The 23,642-nt window shown below is 45.9% G+C and carries 26 protein-coding genes, 1 pseudogene and 1 riboswitch; of the genes and pseudogenes, 14 read left to right on the top strand and 13 right to left on the bottom strand.

What is annotated here, in order from left to right:
• The first annotated feature begins 122 nt into the window (after positions 1–122).
• Together mnmL and mnmM are read left to right on the top strand one after the other, a co-directional pair.
• On the top strand, positions 123–1,091 hold the full coding sequence (gene mnmL / locus QMZ64_RS17870; protein WP_265625873.1) for a tRNA modification radical SAM protein MnmL/YtqA: 969 nt from the start codon (positions 123–125) through the stop codon (positions 1,089–1,091).
• Entirely contained in the window at positions 1,088–1,672 is a 585-nt protein-coding gene (gene mnmM, locus QMZ64_RS17865; protein ID WP_265625872.1) for a tRNA 5-(aminomethyl)-2-thiouridylate-methyltransferase MnmM, read from the top strand. Before mnmL ends, mnmM begins: the two co-directional genes overlap by 4 nt.
• On the opposite strand, the pseudogene QMZ64_RS17860 reads toward mnmM, so the two are convergent.
• Together QMZ64_RS17860 and QMZ64_RS17855 are read right to left on the bottom strand one after the other, a co-directional pair.
• A pseudogene (locus QMZ64_RS17860) lies at positions 1,662–2,764 on the bottom strand (tetraprenyl-beta-curcumene synthase family protein). The gene mnmM and the pseudogene QMZ64_RS17860 overlap by 11 nt on opposite strands.
• 14 nt (positions 2,765–2,778) lie before the next feature.
• The gene (locus tag QMZ64_RS17855) at positions 2,779–3,558 is read right to left on the bottom strand and encodes an alpha/beta hydrolase (RefSeq protein ID WP_265625871.1); all 780 of its coding nucleotides are present in this window, start codon (positions 3,556–3,558) and stop codon (positions 2,779–2,781) included.
• Positions 3,559–3,601: 43 nt separating this feature from the next.
• Here QMZ64_RS17855 and QMZ64_RS17850 point away from each other — a divergent pair, with 43 nt between their 5' ends.
• The 3 genes from QMZ64_RS17850 to QMZ64_RS17840 all read left to right on the top strand — a co-directional run bounded on the left by QMZ64_RS17850 (position 3,602) and on the right by QMZ64_RS17840 (position 6,015).
• Positions 3,602–4,120, top strand: coding sequence for a gamma carbonic anhydrase (locus QMZ64_RS17850; RefSeq protein ID WP_265625870.1), 519 nt, complete (start codon positions 3,602–3,604; stop codon positions 4,118–4,120).
• A 174-nt stretch (positions 4,121–4,294) separates the two neighbouring features.
• Entirely contained in the window at positions 4,295–4,819 is a 525-nt protein-coding gene (locus tag QMZ64_RS17845) for a phosphatase PAP2 family protein (protein ID WP_265625869.1), read from the top strand.
• Positions 4,820–4,878: 59 nt separating this feature from the next.
• Complete coding sequence (locus QMZ64_RS17840) at positions 4,879–6,015, top strand: glycosyltransferase family 4 protein (RefSeq protein ID WP_265625868.1); 1,137 nt, start codon at positions 4,879–4,881, stop codon at positions 6,013–6,015.
• Positions 6,016–6,056: 41 nt separating this feature from the next.
• Here the strand turns inward: QMZ64_RS17840 and asnB are convergent, their stop codons facing one another.
• Both asnB and metK read right to left on the bottom strand, forming a co-directional pair.
• Positions 6,057–7,955 (bottom strand): asparagine synthase (glutamine-hydrolyzing), encoded by a 1,899-nt coding sequence (asnB, locus tag QMZ64_RS17835; protein WP_243944374.1) that lies wholly within the window; start codon positions 7,953–7,955, stop codon positions 6,057–6,059.
• A gap of 144 nt (positions 7,956–8,099) precedes the next feature.
• Positions 8,100–9,302 carry a methionine adenosyltransferase gene (gene metK / locus QMZ64_RS17830; protein WP_145608101.1) on the bottom strand — a complete coding sequence of 401 codons (1,203 nt, stop codon included), beginning with the start codon at positions 9,300–9,302 and terminating at the stop codon, positions 8,100–8,102.
• Positions 9,303–9,633: 331 nt separating this feature from the next.
• Positions 9,634–9,771, bottom strand: a riboswitch (SAM riboswitch).
• A 194-nt stretch (positions 9,772–9,965) separates the two neighbouring features.
• Between metK and pckA the strand changes: the two genes are divergently transcribed.
• Positions 9,966–11,549, top strand: coding sequence for a phosphoenolpyruvate carboxykinase (ATP) (pckA, locus tag QMZ64_RS17825; RefSeq protein ID WP_265625867.1), 1,584 nt, complete (start codon positions 9,966–9,968; stop codon positions 11,547–11,549).
• Positions 11,550–11,799: 250 nt separating this feature from the next.
• Positions 11,800–12,984, top strand: coding sequence for a dicarboxylate/amino acid:cation symporter (locus QMZ64_RS17820; protein ID WP_265625866.1), 1,185 nt, complete (start codon positions 11,800–11,802; stop codon positions 12,982–12,984).
• 40 nt (positions 12,985–13,024) lie between these two features.
• Here the strand turns inward: QMZ64_RS17820 and QMZ64_RS17815 are convergent, their stop codons facing one another.
• Both QMZ64_RS17815 and QMZ64_RS17810 read right to left on the bottom strand, forming a co-directional pair.
• Positions 13,025–13,267 (bottom strand): DUF2584 domain-containing protein, encoded by a 243-nt coding sequence (locus tag QMZ64_RS17815; RefSeq protein WP_009329422.1) that lies wholly within the window; start codon positions 13,265–13,267, stop codon positions 13,025–13,027.
• Complete coding sequence (locus tag QMZ64_RS17810) at positions 13,268–14,092, bottom strand: alpha/beta hydrolase family protein (RefSeq protein ID WP_265625865.1); 825 nt, start codon at positions 14,090–14,092, stop codon at positions 13,268–13,270.
• A 143-nt stretch (positions 14,093–14,235) separates the two neighbouring features.
• Here QMZ64_RS17810 and QMZ64_RS17805 point away from each other — a divergent pair, with 143 nt between their 5' ends.
• Genes QMZ64_RS17805 through QMZ64_RS17795 form a run of 3 tightly spaced genes read left to right on the top strand, consistent with a single transcriptional unit; the run spans position 14,236 to position 16,780 of the window.
• Positions 14,236–15,192, top strand: a complete 957-nt coding sequence (locus tag QMZ64_RS17805) for an ABC transporter substrate-binding protein (protein ID WP_265627907.1) — start codon at positions 14,236–14,238, stop codon at positions 15,190–15,192.
• Between the two features lie 12 nt (positions 15,193–15,204).
• Positions 15,205–15,969, top strand: coding sequence for an ABC transporter ATP-binding protein (locus QMZ64_RS17800; RefSeq protein ID WP_265625864.1), 765 nt, complete (start codon positions 15,205–15,207; stop codon positions 15,967–15,969).
• On the top strand, positions 15,956–16,780 hold the full coding sequence (locus QMZ64_RS17795; protein ID WP_265625863.1) for an ABC transporter permease: 825 nt from the start codon (positions 15,956–15,958) through the stop codon (positions 16,778–16,780). The genes QMZ64_RS17800 and QMZ64_RS17795 overlap by 14 nt, the downstream gene beginning before the upstream one ends.
• 30 nt (positions 16,781–16,810) lie before the next feature.
• Here the strand turns inward: QMZ64_RS17795 and ytkD are convergent, their stop codons facing one another.
• The 4 genes from ytkD to QMZ64_RS17775 all read right to left on the bottom strand — a co-directional run bounded on the left by ytkD (position 16,811) and on the right by QMZ64_RS17775 (position 18,833).
• The gene (gene ytkD / locus QMZ64_RS17790; RefSeq protein ID WP_020452677.1) at positions 16,811–17,287 is read right to left on the bottom strand and encodes an RNA deprotection pyrophosphohydrolase; all 477 of its coding nucleotides are present in this window, start codon (positions 17,285–17,287) and stop codon (positions 16,811–16,813) included.
• Positions 17,288–17,467: 180 nt separating this feature from the next.
• Positions 17,468–17,791: a hypothetical protein gene (locus QMZ64_RS17785; protein ID WP_020452678.1), complete on the bottom strand. Its 324-nt coding sequence runs from the start codon at positions 17,789–17,791 to the stop codon at positions 17,468–17,470.
• 47 nt (positions 17,792–17,838) lie between these two features.
• The gene (locus QMZ64_RS17780; RefSeq protein ID WP_020452679.1) at positions 17,839–18,243 is read right to left on the bottom strand and encodes a phage holin family protein; all 405 of its coding nucleotides are present in this window, start codon (positions 18,241–18,243) and stop codon (positions 17,839–17,841) included.
• 152 nt (positions 18,244–18,395) lie between these two features.
• The gene (locus QMZ64_RS17775; RefSeq protein WP_043926293.1) at positions 18,396–18,833 is read right to left on the bottom strand and encodes a Dps family protein; all 438 of its coding nucleotides are present in this window, start codon (positions 18,831–18,833) and stop codon (positions 18,396–18,398) included.
• 133 nt (positions 18,834–18,966) lie between these two features.
• Here QMZ64_RS17775 and ytzI point away from each other — a divergent pair, with 133 nt between their 5' ends.
• Entirely contained in the window at positions 18,967–19,110 is a 144-nt protein-coding gene (gene ytzI, locus QMZ64_RS17770; RefSeq protein ID WP_020452680.1) for a YtzI protein, read from the top strand.
• Here ytzI and QMZ64_RS17765 read toward each other — a convergent pair.
• Together QMZ64_RS17765 and QMZ64_RS17760 are read right to left on the bottom strand one after the other, a co-directional pair.
• Positions 19,104–19,547, bottom strand: coding sequence for a FixH family protein (locus QMZ64_RS17765; protein ID WP_065643699.1), 444 nt, complete (start codon positions 19,545–19,547; stop codon positions 19,104–19,106). The genes ytzI and QMZ64_RS17765 overlap by 7 nt on opposite strands.
• 131 nt (positions 19,548–19,678) lie before the next feature.
• Positions 19,679–20,152 (bottom strand): S-ribosylhomocysteine lyase, encoded by a 474-nt coding sequence (locus QMZ64_RS17760; RefSeq protein ID WP_020452682.1) that lies wholly within the window; start codon positions 20,150–20,152, stop codon positions 19,679–19,681.
• 137 nt (positions 20,153–20,289) lie between these two features.
• On the opposite strand from QMZ64_RS17760, the gene yidD reads away from it, so the two are divergent.
• Positions 20,290–20,517: a membrane protein insertion efficiency factor YidD gene (yidD, locus tag QMZ64_RS17755; protein WP_075751863.1), complete on the top strand. Its 228-nt coding sequence runs from the start codon at positions 20,290–20,292 to the stop codon at positions 20,515–20,517.
• On the opposite strand, the gene QMZ64_RS17750 is transcribed toward yidD, so the two are convergent.
• Positions 20,514–21,083, bottom strand: a complete 570-nt coding sequence (locus tag QMZ64_RS17750; protein ID WP_243944377.1) for a beta-class carbonic anhydrase — start codon at positions 21,081–21,083, stop codon at positions 20,514–20,516. The two genes, yidD and QMZ64_RS17750, sit on opposite strands and share 4 nt — an antisense overlap.
• Before the next feature lie 126 nt (positions 21,084–21,209).
• Here QMZ64_RS17750 and QMZ64_RS17745 point away from each other — a divergent pair, with 126 nt between their 5' ends.
• Positions 21,210–22,391 (top strand): GTP-binding protein, encoded by a 1,182-nt coding sequence (locus QMZ64_RS17745; RefSeq protein WP_265625862.1) that lies wholly within the window; start codon positions 21,210–21,212, stop codon positions 22,389–22,391.
• 98 nt (positions 22,392–22,489) lie between these two features.
• Positions 22,490–23,482: a metal ABC transporter solute-binding protein, Zn/Mn family gene (locus QMZ64_RS17740; RefSeq protein WP_265625861.1), complete on the top strand. Its 993-nt coding sequence runs from the start codon at positions 22,490–22,492 to the stop codon at positions 23,480–23,482.
• Positions 23,483–23,642 lie beyond the last annotated feature (160 nt).

The raw sequence follows: 23,642 nt of genomic DNA, 5'->3' as shown, positions 1-23,642 counted from the left end.
GTGATTAGTTTGACCATCACAGCCGTGATCATTGAAGAAAATAATTGGGAATCGGTTTGTTCTTATCGTGTTTATTTGCTACAATTTTAGGATGCCGTGATACTAAAAGGAGGTCCTTTTGTTTGCATCAGTACAACCCTTTTCCATATACAAACAGTGAAAAACGATATCATACATGGAATTATCATTTAAGAAATCATTTCGGTCATAAAGTGTTTAAAGTCGCCCTTGACGGAGGCTTTGACTGCCCGAACCGCGACGGCACGGTCGCACACGGCGGATGCACATTTTGCAGCGCCGCAGGGAGCGGAGACTTTGCGGGAAACCGAGCCGACGATCTGCTGACCCAATTTAATGAAGTGCGCGACAGAATGCATGAAAAATGGAAAGACGGCAAATACATGGCGTACTTTCAGGCATTTACGAACACGCACGCTCCCGTCAGCGTTCTTCGCGAAAAATACGAAACGGTCCTCGGCCTCGACGGCGTAGTCGGCCTTTCTATCGCAACCCGGCCGGACTGTCTTCCCGACGATGTTGTCGAATATCTTGCCGAGCTTAATGAACGCACATACCTCTGGGTGGAACTCGGCCTTCAGACCGTTCATGAACGGACGGCTGATTTGATCAACCGCGCCCATGATTTCGACTGCTATGTGGAAGGCGTGAACAAGCTGAGGAAACACGGTATCCGCGTCTGCTCCCACATCATTAACGGGCTGCCTCTCGAAGACCGCGGCATGATGATGGAAACCGCAAAAGCGGTCGCTGACTTGGATGTGCAGGGGATTAAAATCCATCTGCTCCACCTGTTAAAGGGAACGCCAATGGTGAAGCAGTATGAAAAAGGCAAATTAACATTCCTTTCTCAAGATGATTATGTCCAGCTTGTTTGCGATCAGCTTGAAATTCTTCCGCCGGAAATGATCATTCACCGGATTACGGGTGACGGACCGATCGAATTGATGGTCGGACCGATGTGGAGCGTCAATAAATGGGAAGTCTTAAACGCCATCAATGGAGAACTGGAAAGGCGCGGCAGCTATCAGGGGAAATGGTTCAACAAAGAGAAAGAAGGCATGGCCACATGAAGCTCAAGAAGATCCTCCCGTATGCGAAAGAACTGCTGAAATCAGCCGCAGGCGAAGGAGACATCGTCATTGATGCGACAATGGGAAACGGACATGATACTCACTTTTTAGCAGAACTTGTCGGTGAAAGCGGACATGTCTATGCCTTTGATATCCAGGAAGAAGCGCTGACCCATACTGCGGAAAGGCTTGGAGAAAAGCACCGCGGCAACGTCACCCTGATTCAAAAAAGCCACGATCAGCTGATTGAATCGCTTCCGTCTGAAACGATCGGCCGTGTATCGGCAGCCGTCTTCAATCTCGGATATCTGCCGGGCGGAGACAAAGCGGTGACAACAAGAAGCGAGTCAACCATTTCGAGCATCGAGCAGCTGCTGCACATCCTGAAAGACGAAGGGCTGATCGTGCTTGTCGTCTATCACGGCCATCCGGAAGGAAAAAGAGAGAAGGAAGACCTTCTCGAATTTTGCTCGAATCTTGACCAGGATAAAGCGCGCGTCCTCTGCTATCAATATTTAAACCAGCGGAATGATCCTCCGTTTATTATCGCCATTGAAAAAAAAGCTCAAATCAGCAAATGATTTGAGCTTTCTTTATGAACTTTTCATCCACGGCATTTTTTGAATTTTGCGGTAGGCCCTTCCGTTGATATAGAAGAAGTAGGAAGTTTTTCCGCTTGCTTTAATGAGGCGCTTCGCCAGCCGGCCGATTTCCTTTTGACCCGCGACCTTATCGTCTGATAAATAAACACCCAGAAGACCTCTGTTGATCAAACGGTGAAAGTTTTCGTGCGGAATCCCGCGCAAATGTTCATCCGCCATTTCGATGAAATATTCGAGCCTATCCATCATATCTGAATGCGATGGGTAATACGTGCAGAAATTCAAATCTCCGCCGATTAAGTCTTCCTCCTGGTCAATTAAATAATCGAGCAGGATGTGCAGTCCCTGTATGTACGGAAAATAGCTGTCGCGGATCTTTCCGGCCATCGATTCAGTAAAATCGGAACGGACGGAATACGAGACGAGACAGAAGATGCCGAGCGTTGAACCCGCACAGGCTGAGAACTCGTACCATTCCATTTTCGGCAAGGCCGATTTATATTTCTCAAACCACGCTTCGAGCCGGGGAACACGCTCATGCTCCACAACGTGTTTATGAACTTGCAGATCGCAGTAGTAGCTGCAAAGCTCAAGCAGGTGCTGCTTGATCAGATCATAGTTCTCAATTTCCGCAAGCACGCCTTGGCACGTTTTCACTAAGTCGTGCAAATAGCCCTGATCATCCTGGTCTTCCCTGAACCGGTAATAGTTCTTCAATTCAGCCCCGACGGTCAGCGCGTCTTTCATCGACTGATGAAGCATGGTGAAATCATCCGGATCAAGCGAGGTGCTCCGGTCGCATAGATTGTCGAGATAGTCGCTTATCGTCTGATACGCCGTAATAAACCGGATCGACTGCTCGATTTTGTCGCCTGAAAGGAGGGCCATAATGCCGCCGCCTTCACAGTGAAAGGTTTTATCCCTGATGCTGGCTTTCGCCTGCGTTTTCAGCTCGGGATTTTGAATCGTTTCAGCTTTTCGTTTCCACTTGTCCAATTCCTGATGAACAAGAGGAAAAACCTCTCTGTATACTTTAGCCATTAATCCAAAAGGATGCTCCGGTACTGCCAAAGAATGCACCTCCATTATGTCATATACTGTTCCGCAAACGCTCTCGCCGCTTTAAAAACGTCTTCCCGCTCAGGCTCATTGAAAATTTCGTGGTATAAGCCCTCCCACTCCCTGTACGTCTTATTGTGAGAAGCAAGCTCGTTAAACCACTTGACGACCATTTTTTTGTCGACAAGCCAGTCTGTGCCCGCCTGCATGACAAAGAGCGGGATGTTGAGAAAAGCGTCCGTCGGCTCCATCGCGCTTTTCAACGCTTTTAACATTTCTTGATACCATCTGACAGAAACTTTTGTGATATATAATGAATCGTTGATGTCCATTTCGATGACTTCATTGTTTCTCGTCGCTTTATCAGGCGTGATCCCGGATTCAAACCGCATGGACGGAGCCAAAACGTTGAGCCCTTTGGAAATCCAGTCCAAAAATTTGTTCGGCTTTAATTGCAGCCCGAGACAAGGGGATGATAAAATGAGACCGGCAATGCCGCTTTGCTGCTGCTTAAACCACTCGATCGCGATCAGGCCGCCCATGCTGTGCCCGAGCATAAACACAGGCAGTTCAAATGCTTTCGCCCTGGCGACCCATTTGTCCACTTCATCAATATATTCTTGAAACGAGCGTATATGTCCTCTTTCTCTTGTCGAAGTTCCCTGTCCGGGCAAATCCCCTATCACGACATTAAACCCGGATGAACGCCACATTTCGGACAGCCATTTATACCGCCCGTGATGCTCACACGCACCGTGAATGATGACGATTGAAGCAACAGGTCTTTCCGCTTCCATGCACCACATGCTGACCACCTCACACAATTTTATAAATGAAAGGATGAAACCTATGATCTACCCTTATAAAAAAACGGAACCCGTTATTCATGAAACGGCGTTTATCGCCGACAACGCGGTCATCACCGGAGATGTAACAATCGGAGAGCAATCAAGCATCTGGTTCTCTTCTGTTATCCGCGGCGATGTCGCCCCGGTCAGGATCGGAAAAGGCGTGAACATTCAAGACCTTTCCTGTCTGCACCAAAGCCCTGAACGTCCTCTCGTGATTGAAGACGGTGTGACGGTAGGCCATCAGGTTACACTGCACAGCTCCGTGATACGAAAGCATGCCCTTATCGGAATGGGGTCGGTTATTCTTGACGAAGCGGAAGTCGGGGAAGACGCTTTTATCGGGGCAGGCAGTCTTGTCCCGCCTGGCAAAAAGATCCCGGCCGGGCACCTCGCCTTCGGCAGGCCCGCTAAAGTCATCCGCCCGTTAACCGACAAAGATAAACAGGAAATGGAAAGAATTCGCAAAGAATATATTGAAAAAGGACAATACTACAAATCCTTGCAAAAAAAAGATTAGCTTTGCTACAACTTTACCATTTTTCCACCGATAATTTAAGCAATAACCTTTTCGGCCGCACGCGTCTGCGGCTTTTTTCTTTTCCGAAATCTTTACAAATACTTATCATTTGCTAAACATTCATTTTTTACAATAAACATGAAGCAGCCATTCATGTAAAGGAGGTTATGACATTTGAATAAACTGATGGTCGGCATCTACAACTTTGAATGCCGGATTTTCCTCGGTATGAACAGCTTATTTCACCAAAAAACGCTCAACCGTTACTTTCGTTCCTCAACACATTTGGGAGGGGCTTTCTGCACGATTTCCGCCTGCCTGTCTCTCTTGCTGTTCGGATCCGGAAGTGTTCGTACAGCGGGGATCGCCAGCGCCCTTGCCCTTTTGGTCAGCCACCTTCAAGTCATGCTGATCAAAAAGCTGTATCCGAGAAAGCGGCCGTATTTAACGCTAAAGGAAACACAGGTTTTGCAAAATCCGCTCAAGGATCATTCTTTTCCATCCGGCCATACGACCGCGGCATTTTCTGTCATTACACCGCTAATGATATTCTTTCCGATACTCGCGCTTTTATTAATTCCGATAGGCATCAGTGTGGGGCTCTCCAGAATCTATCTCGGTCTTCATTATCCTTCGGATGTTCTGGCAGGCACGGCCCTTGGGATTTCAGTCGGAACTTTGTCGGCGATGATCTTCTAAGCCGGCCGTTTCTTCCAAAAACGTCACTGATTTTCACATCACCAACAGGAGGGGAAACGATGAAAATTGCGATATTTACGGATACGTTCACACCGGATGTGAACGGTTGCGCCAGAACGCTGAAAAGGTATACGGATTACCTTGAAAAAAACGGGATACCCTATAAAGTATTTGCGCCGGAAAGCACGCATGAAACACAATTTTCGAGCCGCATCAGCCGTTTTACGAGCATGCCGTTCTTCTTATACCCCGAGTGCAGAATCGCTCTTCCTAATCTCATCAAAATGAAATCAGAACTCCGCGAATTCAATCCCGATCTCATTCACATCGCAACTCCTTTTAATATCGGCCTGGCGGGGCTCAAGCTTGCGAAGAAATGGAACATCCCCGTCGTAGGCTCTTACCATACCGATTTTGACCAGTACCTTTCATATTATGATCTTCAAATGTTTTCCAAACTATTATGGAAATATATGCACTGGTTTCATAAAGATTTTCGAAAAGTTTTCGTCCCTTCGCGCGAAACGTTTATGCAGCTCAAAGCCAAACAATTCAGGAACCTCTCCATCTGGAAGCGCGGCGTGGACTGCTCGCTGTTCAGTCCCGCGTATCAAACCGAACACATCCGCAAGCGATACGGCATAAAGGAAACCTATATCCTCAGCTATGTCGGAAGGCTTGCACCTGAAAAAGACTTGGAGACGCTGCTCAAGATCGCAAGTCACCCCGCTTTGAAAGATGACATCCACTGGCTGATCGCGGGAGATGGCCCGTTAAAAAAAGAGCTTGAGAAGCGAGCCCCCCTCAATATGACTTTTGCCGGCTATGTCAAAGGAGAAGAGCTGGCAAGCATTTATGCGAGCTCAGATTTGTTCGTCTTTCCTTCTCCGACGGAAACCTTCGGAAATTCCGCGCTTGAAGCGCTTGCCTGCGGGACGCCTGTTATCGGGGCAGATTCCGGCGGCCTGAAAGACTTTATACAAAACGGAAGAAACGGTTTTCTTTCCGAACCTAGAAATCCGGAGGCGTTCACCGCAAATATATTGCGCGTCCTCTCCAACCTGCCGTTAAAAAAACGGATGGCATACGAAGCGAGAAGCTATGCCCTTACCCAGTCGTGGGACGTGATCTTTGACAATCTCCTCTCCGAATGTGAACATGTGCTTGCAGATTTATCAGCTGAAAAACCGGCATAAAAAAAGAAGGTTTTCGATTAACGAAAACCTTCTTTTTTGGCTTAAACGATAATGACTTCTTTTGGCTGATGGTTCAGTTCTTCCGGTACAAAGCGCTTTTCAACGAATATGCTGTGCCAGATCATAAAGATGAGAACCGTCCAGATTTTGCGGCTGTTATCCGCTTTGTTGGCGCAGTGGTCTTCAAGAAGCTGAAGCACGTAATCTTTATGGATATACGCGTCTGTGTCGCTCTCTTTAATGATGTTCACGGCCCAGTCATGCATTTCGTTTTTCAGCCAGTGGCGGATCGGCACAGGGAAGCCTAGCTTTTTACGGTTTAAGACATGATCTGGAACGATGCCTTCCGCCGCTTTTCTAAGCAGATATTTTGTCGTGCCGTTTTTCGTTTTCAGCTCTTCCGGAATTTTGGAAGCCGCTTCAAATACGACTTTGTCCAAAAACGGAACGCGGAGTTCCAGTGAATTGGCCATCGTCATTTTGTCGGCCTTCAGCAAAATGTCGCCGCGCATCCATGTGTGGATATCGACATACTGCATTTTGTTGATTTCGCTGTAGGACTTGCTTTCTTCAAAATACGGCTTTGTCACGTCACAGTAAGAGAGGTTGCTGTCATACTGGCGAAGCAGTTTTGATTTCATGCCTTCTTCAAAAATCTTTGCGTTACCGATATATCTCTCTTCAAGAGGCGTACAGCCCCTCATTAAAAAGCTTTTCCCTTTCATTCCTTCCGGCATCGCTGACGCTACATGCAGAAGCATCTTTTTCAGCGGGGACGGAATTCGCTCAAACGGCTTTAATGAAAGCGGCTCGCGGTAAATATTGTAACCGCCGAACAGCTCATCTGCTCCTTCTCCGGACAAAACAACCGTAACTTGCTTCTTCGCTTCCTTCGCGACAAAATACAAAGGAATCGCAGCAGGGTCTGCCAGCGGATCATCCAGATGCCAGACGATCTTTGGAAGCTCGTTCATATATTCCTCAGGGGAAATGATCGCGCTGAAGTTTTCCACGCCGACCCTATCAGCGGTTTCTTTCGCAACGTCAACTTCGCTGAAGCCTTCATGTTCAAAGCCGACAGAGAACGTCTTTAAGTTGGGATGGAATTGCTTCGCCACCGACACGATAAAAGAAGAGTCGATGCCTCCGGAAAGGAAGGAACCTACAGGCACATCGCTTCGCATATGGACTTTTACGGAATCAAAGATCGCATCTCTTACTTCCTGAACAAGCTTGTCTTCTTCGGTCTGAACAGGCTTGAATTGAACTTTCCAGTATGTTTTAAATTGAATATCCTCGCCCGGGCGGACAGTAAACTGATGGCCCGGTTCTACTTTTTGCACCTTTTTGTCAAGCGTCTCAGGCTCCGGTACAAATTGGAACGATGTATACTGCTGAAGCGCTTTTTCATTCAATTCCAAATCGGCATCAACAGCCATCAGGCTCTTTCTTTCTGACGCAAAATAAACATGGCCGTCCGTTTTCGTGAAATAGAGCGGCTTAATGCCGAACGGATCGCGCGCTCCGTATAGGAGCTGTTCTTTTTTATCCCAGATTAAAAAAGCAAACATTCCGCGCAGCTTTGAAGCGGCTTCCTGTTTGTAGTGGCGGTAAGTCGCAAGCAAAACTTCCGTATCTGAATCGGTTTTGAACTCGTATCCTTTTGAAATAAGTTCGTCTTTCAGTTCTATATAGTTATAGATTTCTCCATTAAAAATAATCCAATAGGAATCATCTTCATAAGACAGAGGCTGTCCTCCGTTTTCCACATCGATGATGCTGAGCCTTCTAAATCCGAAGCCTACATGCTCATCATGATAGTACCCATCATCGTCCGGACCGCGGTGTACAATCATTTCATTCATTTGTTTAATCAGTTCTTCCTGGGCTGCTGTCTCGGATGATGGGCGATGATTGAATACCCCTACAAATCCACACATAGTATTGCCTCCGATTTTTTAAATTTCGTGCAGAAATCAAAGTCTGCTTCTTGATTAGACAAGTGTTTAAAGAAAAACGTTTCACATCCGCCCGCTTTTTGCCATCGAAAAACAAAGCCGCTTATGAAAGCGGCTATGCGGTTGTTATTCTCCTAATGCATCTTTCTTCAGCTGATCTGCTTTGTCTGTGCGCTCCCAAGGCAGATCGAGGTCGAGGCGGCCGAAATGTCCGTAAGCTGCCGTTTGTTTGTAAATCGGACGGCGAAGATCGAGCATTTTAATAATGCCGGCAGGTCTTAGATCAAAGTTTTTGCGAACCACTTCGATCAATGTTTCTTCACTGGCTTTGCCTGTACCGAATGTATCGATTGAAATGGACACCGGCTGTGCGACACCGATCGCGTAGGCAAGCTGCACTTCACAGGAATCAGCAAGGCCTGCGGCGACGATATTTTTCGCCACATATCTCGCGGCATAAGCTGCAGATCTGTCAACCTTTGTCGCATCCTTACCGGAAAACGCTCCGCCGCCGTGACGGGCATATCCGCCATAGGTGTCAACGATGATTTTGCGTCCTGTTAAACCGGCATCTCCCTGCGGTCCTCCGATAACAAAACGGCCCGTAGGATTAATGAAGTACTTCGTGTTTTCATCGATCAGCTCTTTTGGCACTACCGGGTTGATGACGTGCTCTTTCAGATTGCGCTGAATTTGTTCAAGCGAAATCTCAGGGTGATGCTGAGTCGAAATGACAATTGTATCGATGCGAATCGGCTTGTTGTTCTCATCATACTCAACAGTTACCTGTGTCTTTCCGTCCGGACGCAGATACGGCAGAATGTCCTCTTTGCGGACTTCTGTCAAACGGCGAGACAATTTATGAGCAAGCGAAATCGGCAGAGGCATAAGCTCCTTTGTTTCGTTGCAGGCAAAACCGAACATTAAACCTTGGTCTCCGGCTCCGATCGCTTCAATTTCAGCGTCGCTCATTGCTCCTTCACGCGCTTCAAGCGCCTGATCGACTCCCATTGCAATGTCTGGAGACTGTTCATCTATAGACGTTAAGACCGCGCAAGTTTCGGCATCAAAACCGTATTTTGCACGTGTGTAGCCAATTTCTTTAATCGTTTCGCGGACTGTTTTCGGAATATCGACGTAAGTGGACGTCGTGATTTCACCGCTTACCAGCACCAATCCGGTTGTCACAGATGTTTCACAGGCAACGCGGGCATTCGGATCTTTCTTTAAAATTTCGTCTAATATACTATCCGAAATCTGGTCGCAAATTTTGTCCGGATGTCCCTCCGTAACTGACTCTGATGTAAATAACCGACGGTTTTTGCTCATTTATGTTTCCTCCTGTATATGAAGATCAGCCGTGATCTTAAGTATGATACGGATCTCGTCCCTCTTGATTATATGACGATACTCGGGCTTCATACGCTCTCGTTTTGAAACAATTTCCATATGCTATTCTTGACGAGATTCTAGGTCATAATTCCCTTTAACAGAATTTTTCCTGACTGGCTGCCCGGCTAGACCTTTCACGTCCTGTGAAAAACGCCGAGTACCTTCCTCCTGAAGGCAGTTTTTTTAGCAATTATTGTATCTCGATTTATGCAATAAAAAAACCTTTTCCTATTCGCTGAGGAAAGGGTCTGGTATTGCGTGCCTTTCACTCTTATCGCTCAAGGTATTGAACACCTTGCATCAGGTTAGCACCGTAGTTGTCTCAGAAACTGTTTTTTTCCATTAATAAGAGAAACCGGTTGCTGGGTTTCATTGGGCCTGTCCCTCCACCAGCTCGGGATAAGAGTATCCGCTCAATGAAATATCTTATCTTAAAATGGCTTGTTATGTCAATATCGGCCGAAATAAATTTAAACTTGTCTTTCGAGAAAAAACCCGAACGAAAAATGAAGAAACGGTATAGACTATAAGAGTAAATGTGTTATACTAATTCTACATTAATGTTATACACATTAAATAACACGCAAAGGAAGGTTTTTTATGAATTCTGTAGATTTAACAACTGACTTACAAACGTTATTAACGGGCGAAAACGTTCAGCTGAACTTATCCGTTCCCCTTTTAGTTGAAAAAGTCCTTGAACGCAAAGAAGGAGTCTTAACATCTTCCGGAGCCGTGCGGGCTACAACCGGTACATACACCGGCCGCTCGCCAAAAGACAAGTTCATTGTGGAAGAAGCGAGCACAAAGGACAAAATCGATTGGGGTGCAGTGAACCAGCCGATTTCAGAAGCCGCCTTTGACCGGCTGTACACAAAAGTGCTCAGCTATTTAAAGGAACGCGATGAATTGTATGTATTTGAAGGGTTTGCAGGAGCAGACGAAAAATACCGGCTTCCGATTACAGTTGTTAACGAGTTCGCCTGGCACAACCTGTTTGCAAGACAGTTGTTCATCAGACCTGAAGAACATGATAAAAAACCTGAAGAACAGCCGTTTACGATTCTTTCCGCTCCGCATTTCAAAGCAGACCCGCTCATTGACGGAACCAGATCTGAAACGTTTATTATCGTGTCGTTTGAGAAGCGTACGATTTTAATCGGGGGCACCGAATATGCCGGAGAAATGAAAAAATCGATTTTTTCTATTATGAATTATCTTCTTCCTGAACAAAACATTTTACCGATGCACTGTTCGGCAAACATTGGCGAGGAAGGCGGAACAGCTCTCTTCTTCGGATTGTCAGGCACAGGCAAAACGACGCTTTCCGCCGATCCGAAGCGGAAGCTGATCGGTGACGACGAACACGGCTGGTCCAGCACAGGCGTTTTCAACATTGAAGGAGGCTGCTACGCCAAGTGCATTAACTTAAGCAAAGAAAAAGAACCGCAGATTTACAATGCGATCCGCTTCGGTTCCGTTCTCGAAAATGTCGTGGTTGACGACAAAACCGGAGAGCCGGACTATTCCGACGCATTCTATACGGAAAACACGAGAGCGGCTTACCCGATTGACGCGATTGACAACATCGTCAAGCCGAGCATCGCAGCACACCCGCAGACCATTGTATTTCTGACGGCAGATGCTTTCGGTGTGCTTCCCCCGATCAGCAAGTTAACGAAAGAACAAGCCATGTATCATTTCCTGAGCGGATATACAAGCAAGCTCGCCGGCACCGAACGCGGGATCACCGCTCCTGAAGCCACCTTCTCGACCTGCTTCGGTTCCCCGTTCCTTCCGCTCCCGGCACATGTGTACGCTGAAATGCTCGGAAGAAAAATCGATGAGCACGGCGTCAGCGTCTTTCTCGTCAATACAGGCTGGACCGGCGGCGGATACGGAACAGGGGAAAGAATGAGCCTCGCTTATACGAGAGCGATGGTTCAGGCTGCGATAGAAGGAGAACTGGATAACGCCGAAATGAAGACCGACCGCATTTTCGGACTTCATTCACCGGTCCATGTTCCGGGTGTGCCTGATCAAGTGCTTGACCCGGCTAAAACTTGGACAGATGAAAACGAATACGAGGAAAAAGCGATCCACTTGGCGAATGCATTCAAAAAGAATTTCAAAAAATTCTCTAATACCGAAAGCATCGAAAAAGCCGGAGGACCGCTCGTTTAACTCAGCCCGCTTGCAGCAGCGCAGGTATTCTGCGCTGCTGCAGTTTATTAAAAATCCGCTTCGCCTGCCAGTGATCGATGCCATTTTCTGGGCAATGATCAAGATGACAATCAAGTACCGCCTGTGATGAAACGCTTCCAATTCCCGATTTCTATTATTTGAAAATACAGACTTTTTTTATTTTTAACAAAAGAAATCTTTCATATGATAATATGATAAAAACATTTGTATATATCAGGAGGACACATCTATGAAATTTGGATTACTGCCGAGAATTATTACGGCAATTGTTCTTGGTGTTATCGTCGGAAGCTTTGCTCCGCTTTGGTTTGTCAAAGCTGCCGCTACTTTCAATGATATTTTTGGAAACTTCATTAAATTCGTCATTCCTTTTATTATTATCGCTTTTATTATTCCCGGCATCGGACAAATCGGCCGCGGCGCCGGAAAAATCCTTGGCATTACAGCAGGTATCGCCTACACGTCAACCATTTTTGCCGGCCTCCTGGCGTACCTTGTCGGATCAAATCTTCTCCCCGCGATCATTTCCGGCCATCAGCTGCAGGAATTTAAAAATCCGGAAGAAGTTTTGCAAGCAGGATTTTTCACCATTGAAATGACGCCGTTTATGAGCGTGATGAGCGCACTGATTTTCGCTTTCATCATGGGAATCGGAATCGCTTATCTGCCCGGAAAAACATTGAAAAACGCGTTTGATGAATTTCAAACGATCGTTGAAAAGCTGATATCATATATTATTATTCCGTTACTGCCTGTTCATATTTTCGGTATTTTCACCAATATGACGTTCGGCGGTCAGGTGCAGACGATTTTATCCGTATTTGCAAAAGTTTTCGTGATGATTATCGTGCTTCACCTCGTCATCCTTTTGATTCAGTACTCCGTTGCGGGCGCTGCAAACGGCAGAAATCCGCTGTCGCTGTTGAAAATCGTGGCGCCGGCATACTTCACCGCGCTCGGCACACAATCGTCAGCGGCAACGATTCCCGTCACGTTGAGACAAGTCAGAAAAACGGGCGCAAGCCAAAAAGTGGCTGACTTCGCCGTTCCGCTCCTGGCCAATATTCATTTGTCAGGTAGCACGATTACACTGACGAGCTGTGCAATGGGCGTGATGATTCTAAACAGTCAAACGCCGACTTTTTCGATCATGATGCCGTTCATTTTAATGCTTGGCGTCACAATGGTCGCAGCGCCCGGTGCCCCGGGGGGTGCCGTCATGGCCGCGGCCGGACTGCTGCAGTCGATGCTCGGCTTTAATGAAACCAGCGTATCATTGATGATCGCACTTTACCTTGCTCAGGACAGCTTGGGTACAGCAACGAACGTGACAGGAGACGGCGCTCTCACCATGCTGATTCACAGGCTGACTTCCAAAAAAGGAATCGGAAAAGAGGAAGATGTGCCTGCATAATACAGAAAAGCCAAGGACGCTATCCGCGCCTTGGCTTTTTTTAATTCGTCGAATTTAATGATACGAGCCTGTATGTTAAATGAGTCCGTCCGTCTGACCATTCAAGGCGCTCCGCCTGCGCGGTGCCGGTAATGTCGCCCCGCTTAGTCTTTCTGACTTCAAGCGGCACATGAAGAGGGTAAACCCGATAACCTTCTTTCTCAAGTGTAAACACATTTTCCTCAACCCGTGTTTCTTTTCCTTTAGTCACAATCATCGTGTTAAATTCAACTGGCATTCCCACCTAAAGTCCCCCTCCTTTTCTCTTTTCCTTTAGTTTACCATAACTTGTCCAAGGCCGGCTTTTCATCCATTGAGACAATTCTCTTACAATCCGCCTGTTTTCCCGCGGAGGAAAATAGTGAGTATATCGACTGAAATACCACGTATCCACAGACTTGTTTCTTTGCAGGAGTTCGCGTTCTAGACGCCGCGCATGCCCGATGGAGACATTTTCATCGTTTGCTCCGTGGATCAAAAGCACGGGCGCTTCAATCTTCTCCAGCTCATCAAAAGGCGTCCTCCATTCGTACGCTTCAGGAACCTTTTCAGGCGTCCCGCCGATGACCCGCTTCATCATCCGCCGCAAATCTTTGCGTTCGCGATAGGTCATGACCATATCGCTGACACCGCCCCAAGACACAAACGAAGCGGCCGCTTCTTTCATTTCGATTGCCGTTAAGATCCCCATGATCCCGCCGCGGGAAAAGCCAAAAATGTGTACGCGTCCGTCTTTTACCAGCTCGTGCTTCTGAAGAAGACGAAAAGCGGCAAAAGCATCTTCCCGGTCATCACCCGCAAAGTCTTCATCGCCTTCTCCTCCTTGATTGCCTCTGTAAAACGGAGCAAGAACGACAAAGCCCTGTGAAGCGAACTGGACGATTCGACCCGGTCTGACCATCCCGACGTTTTTAATTCCCCCACGCAAATACAAAAATCCGTCATAATGTCCGGGAGCGGCCGGTTCCGCCAAGAGCCCCTTAACCTTGAGTCCTTGCGAAAGGTATGTGACGGAAAACAGACGCACCTTTTTGTTTGGCGATGGAAACCTTCTTTTTTCTAACCACATTCGTCACGTCACCTCTTTTAATCCGCAGCTGCCCCTCACACCTGTTTAGTATATAACATAAACTATTTTATGCCGAAAATAACCGAAATCAAAGGAGGGAAATCGGTTTGAAGCGTTTCTTTTTTACCATATTATCCTTCATTATGATGCTGTTTATCCTCGCTTCATGCGGCGGTCAAAAGCCCGAAAAGATCCGTCTGGCGGAAGTAACCCGTTCTGTTTTCTATACGCCTTTATATATCGCCATGTCTGAAGGTTTGTTTAAAGAAGAAGGCCTTGAAGTTGAACTGAAAACGACCTGGGGCGGAGATAAAACGATGACTGCCCTTCTGTCAAACGGCGCCGATATTGCGCTTGTCGGCTCGGAAACGTCAATATACGTGAATGCCCAGGGCGCAAGCGATACGGTGATTAATTTTGCACAGCTTACCCAAACGGACGGAACATTCCTCGTCTCCAGGAACGATTCGGGGCATTTCAGCTGGAATGATTTGAAAAACAAAACGTTCCTTGGCCAGCGCAAAGGCGGAATGCCGCAGATGGCGGGCGAATTTGTCCTCAAACAGAAAGGCATCGATCCCAAAAAAGATGTGGACCTGATCCAAACGATTGATTTCGCGAATATCGCAAACAGCTTTGCATCTGGTACAGGCGATTATGTTCAATTATTTGAACCCCAGGCCTCCATTTTTGAAAGAGAAGGCATCGGCCGCATTGTCGCCTCCTTCGGAAAAGAATCGGGCCGAATTCCATATACCACTTTTATGGCCAAACAAAGCTACTTAACGAAAAACGAAGAAGCGGTCGAAAAGTTCACCCGCGCGGTTTATAAAGCGCAGCAGTGGGTAGAGACGCACTCTGCAAAAGAAGCAGCCGAAAGCATTCAAGACTATTTTAAAGATACCGAGCTTTCAATCATTGAATCTTCAATCGAACGGTATAAACAACAACGGTCTTTTGCCCTTGAGCCTGTTTTGGATGAAAAAGAATGGAACCAGCTTCAAACCATCATGGATGAAGCAGGCGAGCTGCCGAAGCGCACCCCGCATCAAGAGCTGGTCAATACAAAGATCGCCGAAAAGGTCACAAAAAATCACTAGGAGGTGGCCGCAGTGTCTTTTTTGCAAGTTCAGGATGTCACACATACTTACTTTTCATTAAAGGAAAAAACAGCAGCGCTGGAAAACATCAGCATTGAAGTCGAAAAAGGCGAATTTGTTTCGTTTCTCGGCCCAAGCGGATGCGGCAAAACAACACTTTTATCGATCATCGCCGGCATCGTTTCCCCCACGGAAGGAAGCGTCTTGGTGGAAGGACGCACGCCTGACGAAGAGGATCGGCACATCGGTTATATGCTCCAGCAGGATTATTTATTTCCCTGGAAAACCATTGAGGAAAACGTCTTAATCGGTTTGCATATTTCCAAAGAATTCGGACCGGAAACCAAGGAGACCGCTCTCGGCCTGCTGAAAAAATTCGGGCTTTACGATGTTGAAAAAAAGTATCCAAAAGAGCTCTCAGGCGGTATGAGACAAAGGGCGGCGCTTGCCCGCACACTCGCTGTCGACCCCGATATCCTCCTGCTTGATGAACCTTTTTCAGCCCTTGACTATCAGACAAAACTGAACCTCGAAGATTTGGTGTTCAACACGTTAAAGACGTATCAAAAAACAGCGGTGCTCGTGACCCATGATATCGGTGAAGCGATCGCGATGAGCGATCGGATATTCCTATTTTCAAAACAGCCGGGCACCATCCATCAAACATTTGCCGTTCCTGAACCGATCAGGAAGCTGACACCGTTTGAAGCGAGGCAGGAACCGGAATTTCAGCCCCTCTTTCAGAACATATGGAAGGAGCTCAATGACCTTGAATAACAAACATCTGAAATCAAAAATTGACTTCCTTCATGAGGATTTTTTAAAGGAGCAGCAGGCCGAAAAAAGGCGGGTCCGCTTTTATCAAATCGCGATTTTCATCGTTTTCTTTTCGCTGTGGGAAACCGCAAGCCGTCTGGCATGGATCGATCCGCTGATCTTCAGCTCTCCTTCAGCCGTCTGGGCGCTTTTCCTCGAAAAGATGGGAGACGGATCATTGCCGGGGCATATCGGTGTCACCGTATTTGAAACCATCCTCGGCTTTCTGGCCGGAACATTGCTTGGAACTTTTCTGGCCGCCCTCTTATGGTGGTTCCCGAGGCTCTCCAAAATATTGGATCCGTATCTTGTCGTCTTAAATGCGATGCCGAAAGTGGCGCTGGGCCCCATTCTCATCGTGGCGATCGGCCCCAGCTTGACGAGTATTATTGCAATGGGCGCCATCATCAGCGTTATCATTACGACAATCGTCGTCTACACGTCCTTTCAAGAAATCGATGAAAACTATTTAAAAGTCATGAAGACGTTCGGTGCAACAAAACGCGAGATTTTCAAAGAAGTCATTCTGCCCGCTTCCATTCCGACGGTCATATCTACACTGAAGGTCAACGTCGGTTTGAGCTGGGTCGGTGTCATCGTAGGAGAATTTTTAGTGTCGGCTCAAGGCCTCGGCTATATGATCATCTACGGCTTTCAAGTCTTTAATTTCAACCTTGTCATGCTGAGCCTCCTGATCATCGCCGTCTTCGCAACGATGATGTATCAAGGTGTCGAGCTGTTGGAAAGAAAGTGGATGAAAGGCAGAGTATAACATGAAAAAACCCTGCAAATGCAGGGCTTTTTATTTGATGATGCCGGCCTTTTTCAGCTTTTCTAGACTGATCGTCAGGACGGAATCTTTCATTATAAAACTGTAATTTCTGTTTTTAGCGATATCTTTCGGGAGGCTCTTCAGCAAAACAGGGCCATTTGTCTCATAGTATGTCTGCTGTTTTTCGATCTTTTCGATATCGGCAAAATAAATATTTTTGACGATCACTTTCTCTCTGCCAAGAACTTTATATTGTCCGAGATAGGTCAGCTTTCTTACGACAGCGCCTGTTTCTTCCTTCACTTCCCGCAAAGCCGCTTCCTCTGCATTTTCGCTTGGTTCGACTTTGCCGCCTGGGAATTCACGGCCCCTGTCTTTATGATTTGTCAACAGCCATTGATCTTCGTAACGGCAGATCACCCATACATGCTTTGGTTCTTTTGAAAAAGGTTCCTTTTCAAAAGAAAGCTGAACCGTATTACGGTAAAAATCTTTAAATTCGTACATCCTAATCCCTCTTATCCGTTTCCTTGCTTCTTCCACTCATCATATCATATATTGGTTCTTTCGGTAGAGTTTTTGTCCAGTTCAGCTCAGTAATTTTATCGTTCCCTCGGGAACTTCATTGTCCATTCCTGAGTGAGAAGGCGGCAAGGCTGGGTAACTCCGTGCTTGCGGGTGCTTCGTTTAATCTGCTGAATTGAGTTCCGCAAGGCCGTTTTCACTGATAAACGACTTGGTTTCTTCATTGCCGAGACGGTAAAGCATTGAGTAAATGTCTTTGCGCAGTTCGTCCATTTTGTCATTTGCACTGTCATAATGGTATTCGACTGCCGGCACGTGAGCTCTGAAAAAGTTAATCCAGTCTTCTGAATACAGCTGATCAAAATACTCCCTTAATATAATGATGTCATCATCTGTCGCTGAGATTTGAAATTCCCACGGGGAAGCGTCTGAGCTCTGTGAAATCATTCCATCTTGCACCGAAACATAGTATGTCCTTTTTTCCAAAGCCAATCATCCTTTTTCGTGTTAGTATGACCAGTTGTGTTAAAATGTTACGGCTTCCCCCGGAGTTTTTCCTTTATGGTATTTAAAATATCCAATAACATCTGCGGCACGGGGATTCCTAACGAATGAGCCGTGCTTATGATTTGAAACGCTTCATATAAAATATAAAACATGATAGAAAAATCGCGGATCGAACTGCCTGTTTGCAGCATCTGATCAAAAAGGTGGGCAACGGATATAAGAAAGAGCGTCACCAATTTTTTCGCCAGCCTTGTAAACAGCCTCTTCATTGTAAATCGATCTTCCACACATTCGTTCAAGCTTTTGCTGACAAATTCAATTCCCATGAGCGTTATTAAGATCATAAATAAATATTCGATTCGGCCAAACAAAAATCCGATGGCTGATAAACCGATTGTAAAGAGCGAAAAGATGCTTAAGTCCTTAAACATATGCTTCAACATCCTTTCAAAAAAGACTTTTCATAGCTTATCCTATGAAAAAAGACTTTGAAAGGCTTGGATGAATTGTTTGACAATTTCTAAAAAAGGCTTTAAAAAGAACGAAAATATAAAAAAAGCTCAGGCATTGCCCGAGCTTTTCCTTACCCTAAGTAGGCTTTCAGCATCCAGTTGTGTTTTTCGATCGATTGATGAATCGCGAGCAGCATATCTCCCGTCGTTTCATCATTGACTTCATCGGCAAGCTCCATTCCGCTTTTCAGCTCCTCAGCCACCGTTAAAAAGTCATTATAAATATTTTGCACCATTTGTTCAGAAGACTCGCTTCCGTCCGCTTCTTTAATCGCGGACATTTCCAGGCATTCCTTCATCGTTCCGACCGGGGAACCCTGTATAGCCAAAAGGCGTTCAGCCAAATCATCGATATGCTCTGCCGCTTCTGTGTAAAGTTCCTCAAATTTTTCATGCAGCGTAAAGAAATCTTTCCCTTTCACATACCAATGATAATTATGTAGCTTCACATATAGAACGGTCCAGTTCGCGACTTGTTTGTTGACGGTTGCTTTCAATTTTTCAGACATAAGGTCGTCCTCCTTTTCGTTTACTTTTGATTTACCCGTTTAGCTTGTGCAGGAAACATTTCTTTTACTCTTTATCATGATTTTCTTTGCCTGATATGGTAAACTGTTGGAAAAAGCTATTCGGAGGTAAGTGATGATCCTCTTTTGGATTATTGTAGGAATTCTGATTACCGGCGCCGTTCTGGCCGTATCGCTTGTCACAACATCAAAAGCTTATGACTACAAGCATGAAGTCGATCCCCTTCCGTCGCGGGAAGAAGAACAGCCCCATCAGTGATGATGGGCTTCTTCTTTTTCATTTTCATCAGTCACATCCGTTGCTTTTCCTACTTTAATGTCTGCAACCGGCATTGTGTGCTGTTTTTTCGCCGTGACATGGACTTGAACTTTGTAATGGCCGTCTTCAGGAAACGCTTTTTCAATGCTGTATACGCCTTTTCCTTCATTCTTCGCTTTGATGAGCTCGCTATTTTCCTTGCTCCCGGCCTTCCAGCATTCAAACTCCACCTCATCGGCATCTGCAACAGGCTCGTCCCCATAGCGCACGGTCGCTTTTATGACAGCCTTTTCATTTTTGGCCGCCGCTTCAGGAGCCGCCAGTTTGGCCGTCAGCACTTTGGGCTCCTCATCTGATGCCGCCTGCTTGTCCCCCTGGCTGCAGGCGGAAAGGCCGACTGCTAAACATAAAAGAATGAACCATTTTCCCAAACGCATCCTATCACCCTTCTTCTATGATATGTATTACAATATAAAGTGTAGCAAAGTTCAGGGATATATGGCATTATTTTCTTTGTGAACAAAAAATGAAAACCGGCTCTCTTCTGAGCCGGTTTATTTCAAACGTTTTATCCAAACACTTTGAGCAGATCTTCTTTATTTTGCGAAAGCCAAAAACGCATCATGCGCTTTGCCCCCTCTAGATCGTGAAGCTTTGCCTGGCCGCACTGTTTTTCGTTAGCCGCCGGAATTTCAGTCACTTCAACGGCTTCTTTGAACGTATCCTCAAGCAAATCAACGATTTCTTCCACTTTCGGTTCACCGCTCACCACCAGGTAATAACCTGTTTGGCAGCCCATGGGCGAAATGTCGATAATATCAAAGTGGTCATATTTTTCCGCATATGTGCGGATCGTAAATGCAAGAAGATGCTCCAAAGTATGAATCGTATCAGGTTTCATCGCCTGTTTATTCGGCTGGCAAAAACGGATGTCAAACTTGTTGACGACGCCGTCCGATCCCACTTTATGGACACCGCAGTGTCTGACGTAAGGCGCTTTTACTGCATTATGGTCAAGTTCAAAACTTTCAACTGAAGGCATGGTTCCTCTCTCCCCTCTAATCGGTCTTTTTGTATTATATCATACTTTACCGATAAGTTTTTAGGTCAATGCTTTTCCTTTTTATGCGTTTTTTGCTTATATTATAATAAGGTCAAAACAAAAAAGGTGCGAAAAACATGAAAACCTTATTCCTGCTGCTCATCCGCTTTTATCAAAAATGGATATCACCGGCTCTTCCGCCGACCTGCCGTTTTTATCCGACATGCTCCAATTACGGCCGTGAAGCGATCGAAAAGCACGGGGCATTTAAAGGCGGATGGCTCACCATTAAGCGGATTCTGAAATGCCATCCGTTCCATCCCGGCGGAATAGATCCCGTTCCTGAAAAAAAGCAAAAGGATTAACGCTCTTCCGGATATCCGTTGACAATAAGATCCAGTCTGCCTGTTTCCGGATCGATGACAAGTCCGTGAACAGGTACTTCCTCCGGCATCAACGGATGGTTTCTAATCACGCTTACACTGTCCCTGACGCTCTCCTCTACAGAATCAAAGCTTTTCAGCCATTGTTCAAAATCGACGCCGGAGTACTCAAGCGTCTCAATCCGTTCTTTTGGAATGCCTCGCTTAACGACTTTATCCAAAAAGCTGTCGCAGCTCAGCTTGCTCATTCCGCAGTCATGGTGGCCGATCACGCATACTTCATCAGCGTTCAGTTCGTATACCGCAACGAGAATGCTCCGCATAATACTCCCGAAAGGATGAGCCACGAGTGCACCCGCGCTCTTAACGATCTTCACGTCCCCGTTCCGCATATTCATGGCATGAGGAAGCAGCTCGACAAGCCTTGTGTCCATGCAAGACAGAATCACCATTCTCTTATCGGGAAACTTGCTTGTTTGGTATTTTTGATAGTCCTGCCGCTCAACAAACTGGTGATTGAACTGTAGAATGTTGTCCAAAAGTTTCATGGCTCATTTCCTTTCTCAACGCTTTTTATATCTAAATATAACATATTTCTTGTATTTTTTTCATAAGTCAAGTAAGATTCCCTTTGTATAAATCGAAATAATTACGTTTTAAAGGAAGTGAAAAACATGACGCAACACCTGATTCCTGTCACTGTTTTAAGCGGCTATCTCGGGTCCGGGAAAACGACGCTGCTGCAGCATGCCCTCCATGAAGCGCACGGCATGAAAATCGCCGTGATCGTCAATGACATGAGTGAAATAAATATCGACGGCTCCCTGGTGAAAAAAGGGGATCTTATCCGCACGGATGAAAAGCTTGTCGAAATGCAGAACGGCTGCATTTGCTGTACGCTGAGAGACGATCTGCTCATCGAAGTCCAAAAGCTGGCGGAGAACGGCGGAATCGATTATATTCTCATCGAATCTTCCGGTATCAGCGAGCCTATTCCCGTTGCCCAAACCTTTACTTACAAAGACGAGGAGCTGGATATTGATTTAGGCAAATATTGCAGACTTGATACAATGGTCACCGTCGTCGACGGGAGCCGTTTTTTTGAGGACTTCGCTTCGGGCGAGAGCCTTTTGGAACGGAAACAGGCGGCAGATGAAACAGACAGCCGGGAAGTGGCCGACCTTTTAATTGAGCAAATCGAATTTGCCGATGTCCTCATTTTGAATAAAATTGATTTACTCAATAAAGAAGAGCAAGAAAAGCTTTTCTGGTCCCTTAGAAAACTGAATCCGGACTGCAGAATCCTTTCTACGACATTCGCAAAAGTGCCGCTTTCGGCCATCATGAATACGAAATCGTTCGATTTTGAAAAAGCAAGTCAGTCAGCGGGGTGGATCAAAGAGCTGAATGAAGAGCACACACCTGAAACAGAGGAATTCGGAATTTCTTCCTTCGTCTATCAAAAACAAAGACCTTTCCATCCTGAAAGACTGAAGCGCTGGCTTGAAAACTGGCCGCCTCATATTATCAGAGCAAAAGGCTTCTTCTGGCTTGCTTCTCGAAATGACACAGCAGGCCTTCTGTCCCAGTCGGGCTCTTCTCTGATGATCCAAAGCGCAGGCCCCTGGATTGCAGCGTCTCCCGAGGAAGAACAAAAGCTCGCGTTTGAAGAGGATCCCCATTTAAAGACGAACTGGGATGAAACATACGGAGACCGGAAAACGGAAATCGTTTTTATCGGCATCGACATGAATCAGGAAGACGTGATCCACTCCCTGGATCAGACCCTTCTTACAGATGAAGAAATGAATTCAGACTGGTCGGCTTTCCATGATTCACTCCCTGAGTATATTTAACTATCATTTCCTCTTTTCAAATCGTAATTATTACGATACAATGATACAGGACCATTAAATCGGAACCATTACAGTTTTACATTGAGAGGAGAAATACCATGAAAAAAACATTCGGATTAGCATCTGCATTCATTCTTGCTGCCGGATTAGCAGCCGGTTGTTCAAGCAACAGCACTTCCGGTGAACAAAAAGAAAATAAAGACACGCTGGATATCTATACAACCATTTATCCGCTTGAAGACTTCACCAAAAAAATCGGCGGAGAATATGTGAACGTCAAAAGTGTTTACCCGCCAAACGTTGAAGCGCACACTTACGAGCCTAGCTCAAAAACGATGGCGGAAATTTCCGACTCGGATGCCTTTATTTACTCTGGAGTCGGTGTAGAAGGATTCGCAGACAAAGCTGTAAACACATTAAAAAACAGCGACGTCAAAATCGTCAAAGCCGGAGAGGGCATTGACCTTCTGTCACGTGAAGAGGAAGGCGAACACGATGAGCATGCTCATGAAGAAGAACATGAACACGGAGAAGCCGAAGGCCACGATCATCACGACCACGGAGATCATGACCCGCACGTATGGCTCGATCCTGTCCTTTCTGCAAAAATGGCCGAAAACATTAAAGACGAACTCGTAAAATTAGAACCGGAACACGAAAAAACGTTTACGAAAAACTATGAATCTCTAAAAAAAGATTTGGAGCAGCTTGACAAAGACTTTAAACAGACCGTCGACAAAGCGGATAAAAAAGAAATTCTCGTCTCACATGCCGCCTACGGCTACTGGGAAAAACGCTACGGCATTAAACAAATAAGCGTTCTCGGCCTTTCGCCTACTGAGGAACCTTCACAAAAGCAGCTTGAAAACATTGTTAAAACAGCGAAAGAACATAATATTAAATACGTCATTTTTGAAAGCAATGTCAGCAGCAAAATCTCCGAGATCATCAAAAAAGAAATAGGAGCCGAAAGCCTGACAATGAAAAACCTTGAATCTGTAACAAAAGAAGACATTGAAAGCGGCAAAGATTATACCACCATCATGAAAGAAAACCTGGCCGTCTTGAAAAAAGCTTTATCAAATAAATAACAAAGATCAAGCGCATGAGAGACCTCATGCGCTTGTTTTTTATATAGACGAAAAAAAGACCGGAAGCATCCGGTCTTTTCAGATTGTCGACAAAGCCATAAAAAGTGGCTTGATCGACAAGCTTTTTTTGTTAAAATGTGAGTGAAATCTAGTTTTTGGA

The organism is Bacillus sp. LB7 (assembly GCF_030449715.1).
GTDB classification, from domain to species: domain Bacteria; phylum Bacillota; class Bacilli; order Bacillales; family Bacillaceae; genus Bacillus; species Bacillus paralicheniformis.
Note: the sequence above shows the minus strand (reverse complement) of the source record. Positions and strands in the feature narration are given on the sequence as shown.

Excerpts from the sequence above, each read along its gene's own strand:
- mnmM (WP_265625872.1), top strand. The coding sequence starts at position 1,088 with ATGAAGCTCAAGAAGATCCTCCCGTATGCGAAAGAACTGCTGAAATCA.
- QMZ64_RS17855 (WP_265625871.1), bottom strand. The coding sequence starts at position 3,558 with ATGTGGTGCATGGAAGCGGAAAGACCTGTTGCTTCAATCGTCATCATT.
- QMZ64_RS17850 (WP_265625870.1), top strand. The coding sequence starts at position 3,602 with ATGATCTACCCTTATAAAAAAACGGAACCCGTTATTCATGAAACGGCG.
- QMZ64_RS17840 (WP_265625868.1), top strand. The coding sequence starts at position 4,879 with ATGAAAATTGCGATATTTACGGATACGTTCACACCGGATGTGAACGGT.
- asnB (WP_243944374.1), bottom strand. The coding sequence starts at position 7,955 with ATGTGTGGATTTGTAGGGGTATTCAATCATCGCCCATCATCCGAGACA.
- metK (WP_145608101.1), bottom strand. The coding sequence starts at position 9,302 with ATGAGCAAAAACCGTCGGTTATTTACATCAGAGTCAGTTACGGAGGGA.
- pckA (WP_265625867.1), top strand. The coding sequence starts at position 9,966 with ATGAATTCTGTAGATTTAACAACTGACTTACAAACGTTATTAACGGGC.
- QMZ64_RS17820 (WP_265625866.1), top strand. The coding sequence starts at position 11,800 with ATGAAATTTGGATTACTGCCGAGAATTATTACGGCAATTGTTCTTGGT.
- QMZ64_RS17810 (WP_265625865.1), bottom strand. The coding sequence starts at position 14,092 with ATGTGGTTAGAAAAAAGAAGGTTTCCATCGCCAAACAAAAAGGTGCGT.
- QMZ64_RS17805 (WP_265627907.1), top strand. The coding sequence starts at position 14,236 with ATGATGCTGTTTATCCTCGCTTCATGCGGCGGTCAAAAGCCCGAAAAG.
- QMZ64_RS17795 (WP_265625863.1), top strand. The coding sequence starts at position 15,956 with ATGACCTTGAATAACAAACATCTGAAATCAAAAATTGACTTCCTTCAT.
- ytkD (WP_020452677.1), bottom strand. The coding sequence starts at position 17,287 with ATGTACGAATTTAAAGATTTTTACCGTAATACGGTTCAGCTTTCTTTT.
- QMZ64_RS17780 (WP_020452679.1), bottom strand. The coding sequence starts at position 18,243 with ATGTTTAAGGACTTAAGCATCTTTTCGCTCTTTACAATCGGTTTATCA.
- QMZ64_RS17775 (WP_043926293.1), bottom strand. The coding sequence starts at position 18,833 with ATGTCTGAAAAATTGAAAGCAACCGTCAACAAACAAGTCGCGAACTGG.
- ytzI (WP_020452680.1), top strand. The coding sequence starts at position 18,967 with ATGATCCTCTTTTGGATTATTGTAGGAATTCTGATTACCGGCGCCGTT.
- QMZ64_RS17765 (WP_065643699.1), bottom strand. The coding sequence starts at position 19,547 with ATGCGTTTGGGAAAATGGTTCATTCTTTTATGTTTAGCAGTCGGCCTT.
- QMZ64_RS17760 (WP_020452682.1), bottom strand. The coding sequence starts at position 20,152 with ATGCCTTCAGTTGAAAGTTTTGAACTTGACCATAATGCAGTAAAAGCG.
- yidD (WP_075751863.1), top strand. The coding sequence starts at position 20,290 with ATGAAAACCTTATTCCTGCTGCTCATCCGCTTTTATCAAAAATGGATA.
- QMZ64_RS17750 (WP_243944377.1), bottom strand. The coding sequence starts at position 21,083 with ATGAAACTTTTGGACAACATTCTACAGTTCAATCACCAGTTTGTTGAG.
- QMZ64_RS17745 (WP_265625862.1), top strand. The coding sequence starts at position 21,210 with ATGACGCAACACCTGATTCCTGTCACTGTTTTAAGCGGCTATCTCGGG.
- QMZ64_RS17740 (WP_265625861.1), top strand. The coding sequence starts at position 22,490 with ATGAAAAAAACATTCGGATTAGCATCTGCATTCATTCTTGCTGCCGGA.